4 protein-coding genes are annotated in these 3,129 nt (G+C 57.2%); 3 read left to right on the plus strand and 1 reads right to left on the minus strand.

The genetic code is table 11. The features are described 5' to 3' along the window. The first annotated feature begins 112 nt into the window (after nt 1-112). Complete coding sequence (locus tag OC610_RS24195; RefSeq protein WP_264431458.1) at nt 113-985, plus strand: LysR family transcriptional regulator; 873 nt, start codon at nt 113-115, stop codon at nt 983-985. Between the two features lie 390 nt (nt 986-1,375). Further along, complete coding sequence (locus OC610_RS24200; RefSeq protein ID WP_030142216.1) at nt 1,376-1,741, plus strand: histone-like nucleoid-structuring protein, MvaT/MvaU family; 366 nt, start codon at nt 1,376-1,378, stop codon at nt 1,739-1,741. An 89-nt stretch (nt 1,742-1,830) separates the two neighbouring features. Here the strand turns inward: OC610_RS24200 and OC610_RS24205 are convergent, their stop codons facing one another. Beyond that, complete coding sequence (locus OC610_RS24205) at nt 1,831-2,355, minus strand: DUF4946 domain-containing protein (RefSeq protein ID WP_264431459.1); 525 nt, start codon at nt 2,353-2,355, stop codon at nt 1,831-1,833. A 188-nt stretch (nt 2,356-2,543) separates the two neighbouring features. Between OC610_RS24205 and gloA the strand changes: the two genes are divergently transcribed. Further along, nucleotides 2,544-3,065 (plus strand): lactoylglutathione lyase, encoded by a 522-nt coding sequence (gene gloA, locus OC610_RS24210; RefSeq protein WP_264431460.1) that lies wholly within the window; start codon nt 2,544-2,546, stop codon nt 3,063-3,065. Nucleotides 3,066-3,129 lie beyond the last annotated feature (64 nt).

Below are 3,129 nucleotides of genomic sequence, written 5' to 3' on the forward strand. Positions count from 1 at the left end.
GCGGGAGCAAGCTCCCTCGCCACGGAAAAGCGCCTGGGCCAAAGTTCCGTGTATGGTTGGGATGTCGTATTGTTCTACTCATCTATTGTCATCGTAAAATGAGCCTTTACTCATGACCCTCACCCAACTCGAAATCTTCTCGCTGGTCGCCGAGCTGCGCGGCTTCACGGCAGCCGCGACACGCTTGGGCATCGGCCAGTCAGCGGTGTCACACGCCATCAAAACCCTTGAGCAAGAATTGGGCGTCGAATTGTTCAGGCGGCATCAGTCCCTCGTCGAGCCCAGCGACATAGGCCAGCAGTTGCTGTTGCGGGCGCGGGCCATGCTCGGCTTGGCGAACACCTTGCGCCAGGAAGCCGCCGACGCCCGCGGGATGCGCCGCGGGACGTTGCGCATCGGTTCGTTCGGTCCGACATCATCGATGAAGTTGCTGCCGTCTATCCTGAAGCGCTTCCGTGCCTTGCACCCGGGGATCGAGGTGCACGTTGACGAGGGGCCGGACCGGCAGGTTCTGCAATGGCTGGATGAACGGCGAATCGACGTCGGCTTCGTGGTCTTGCCCGAAGAGCGATTCGATACGTTCGCGTTGATGGAGGACCAGATGGTCGCCCTGCTCCCCGCCGCTCACCCCCTCGCCGCCCAGGCCAACCTCAAGCTCGGCGATCTGTGCGATGACCCTTTCATACTCACCGAGGCCGGCTCGTCGGAACTGGTCTGGCGCCTGTTCAATGCCGCTCGGCTCACACCGAATGTACGTTATCGCTGCTCGCAGTTGCTCAGCACGCTCGATATCGTCGGTCGTGGCGACGCGGTAAGCGTGGTGTCCGAAGGCTCGTTGCCGCCCCTCGATAATTCACGAATCGTCATGCGCCCTCTATCGCCACCGATCCCACGCCAGATCGGCCTGGCGGTGCTGGACCGCCGGCAAGCCTCGCCCGCCACCCTGGCGTTTATCGAACTGGCTCGGGCGCTGCACCCGGTCTGACGTGGAGTTGGGCTTGATGAAAGCAAGCTCCCTTTGAAATAACCCACTGAGCAATAGTGACTTTTCACGGCCCGGCGCCCAACTTAATACATCGTTCTCTATTGGCTGGCGCGATTAGCGGAAAACATATCATTGCCACACCGAGTATCATTAATGGCCATTTTCCGCCGCCAAGCGCTTGACGATGGAAGCCCAGCTCCCGCTAGAACGTCTACTGTTGTTACATAACGAAAAAGTTACGATTTACACTTTTCGGTTTAACTACTACAATTTTTTCTGCCTGTACCAGATAGCAGGAGAGTCATTAGTCACCGAGTCGCTACAAGGCGCTTGGCTTATAGCTTTGTTTGCGGTTGGTATCAGCCATCTATTTCTATTGGAGTATTGATATTGTCCAGACTCGCTGAATTTCGCAAAGCCGAGAAGGCCCTTCAGGAACAGCTCGCACAGCTGGAAGCACTGAAGAATGACGCCGGGCTGAAGAAAGAAATCGAATTCGAAGAAAAGCTCCAGGGACTGATGAAAACCTACGGCAAAGGCCTGCGCGACATTATCGCGATCCTTGAGCCGAACCCGTCCAAGTCAGGCAGCCTCTCCGCCAAGACTCCCAAGACCCGCCGTGCCAGGGTCGTCAAGGTTTACCAGAACCCGCACACGGGCGAACTCATCGAAACCAAGGGCGGCAACCATCGCGGCCTCAAAGCCTGGAAGGAAAAGTACGGCGCGAGCACGGTCGATTCGTGGCTGCGTGGCTGACAGCAACACTTTGCAAAAAGCCCTGAATACATTCAGGGCTTTTTTATGGCTGAACTTTGGGAGTAATTCCAGAGTAGTACGCCGAGGTCTTATAGTTTCAGGCTATTTCGTACTGACTGTATTTCGTCCTGGCTTTCAACATACACCTGCGCCTGTCCAGCATAGGACAACACGTAGGCGCTCCCCTCGCTTAGTGCTACGACCAGCGTCTGTGACAATACATGACGCCCGTTCTGCGTGATCGTGCAAGTGGTTTCCAACGCCGTTACGCCGCCCAACATGGAAGGGTGAATCTTATTGCAGACGCTTTGATAACCCCCTTGGAAAAAATCCTTTTGCAGGGACTTTCGCATTTCCAGCAACACGCCTTGCAAGTTCGGCTGATGGTCCACCGCCACCGCCGTTACAGTCAGTTCCATGACCATCAAGGCATTGCCTGAAAGGTCGTTCTTGGTCGCACGCTGCCGGTAGGTGCCCGGGGCTGGCGCATCGGCAGATAACGACTCGACCTTCCAGCCTTGAGGCCAGATTATCTGCGGTTCGGCCGCTCCGGCATCAGTACTCGCCGCGATGGCGAACAGCAGCAAAGAAAGGGAAAGGAACGATCGAAACATTGAAACGCACTCCAGGGCGAATCCTGAAGTCTGATGGGCGTCGCATCACCAGGCAATAGCGAAGTTTGGCGATGCCATGCCCGTTGCGTATCATGGACGCACCTGCAAGGAAGCCGCCCAGCGCAAGCCCAGGACCGTCGCGCCCAGTTTTGCGACGCCGTTTGCCCCACTTATTTTCCGGAGGGCCCATGAGCCTGCAAGCACTCAACACATTCCCAGGCGTCACTGCCCAACCCGATGCCGCCACGGCCAAGTTCGTCTTCAACCACACCATGCTGCGGGTCAAGGACATCACCAAGTCCCTTGATTTCTACACCCGTGTGCTGGGTTTTTCCCTGGTGGAAAAGCGCGATTTCCCGGAAGCCGAATTCAGCCTGTACTTCCTGGCATTGGTGGACAAGAACCAGATCCCGGCGGACGCGGCGGCGCGTACCGAGTGGATGAAATCGATCCCCGGCATCCTCGAACTGACCCACAACCATGGCACCGAAAACGACCCGGCATTCGCCTACCACAACGGCAACACCGACCCGCGCGGTTTCGGTCATATCTGCATTTCCGTGCCCGATGTCGTCGCCGCCTGCGAACGCTTCGAAGCGTTGGGCTGTGACTTCCAGAAACGCCTTAACGACGGCCGCATGAAAAGTCTGGCGTTCATCAAGGACCCGGACGGCTACTGGGTTGAAATCATCCAGCCTGCGCCGTTGTAAAACCGCAGCAGGATCACAAGTTCTACAACCACATCAGCCCCCCTGTGGGAGCGAGCTTGCTCGC

The sequence above is a fragment of the Pseudomonas agronomica genome (assembly GCF_025917275.1).
In the GTDB taxonomy this organism is placed as follows: domain Bacteria; phylum Pseudomonadota; class Gammaproteobacteria; order Pseudomonadales; family Pseudomonadaceae; genus Aquipseudomonas; species Aquipseudomonas agronomica.

Bases quoted from the DNA above. Each gene is read 5' to 3' on its own strand.
- OC610_RS24195 (WP_264431458.1), top strand. From the start codon at position 113: ATGACCCTCACCCAACTCGAAATCTTCTCGCTGGTCGCCGAGCTGCGC.
- OC610_RS24205 (WP_264431459.1), bottom strand. From the start codon at position 2,355: ATGTTTCGATCGTTCCTTTCCCTTTCTTTGCTGCTGTTCGCCATCGCG.
- gloA (WP_264431460.1), top strand. From the start codon at position 2,544: ATGAGCCTGCAAGCACTCAACACATTCCCAGGCGTCACTGCCCAACCC.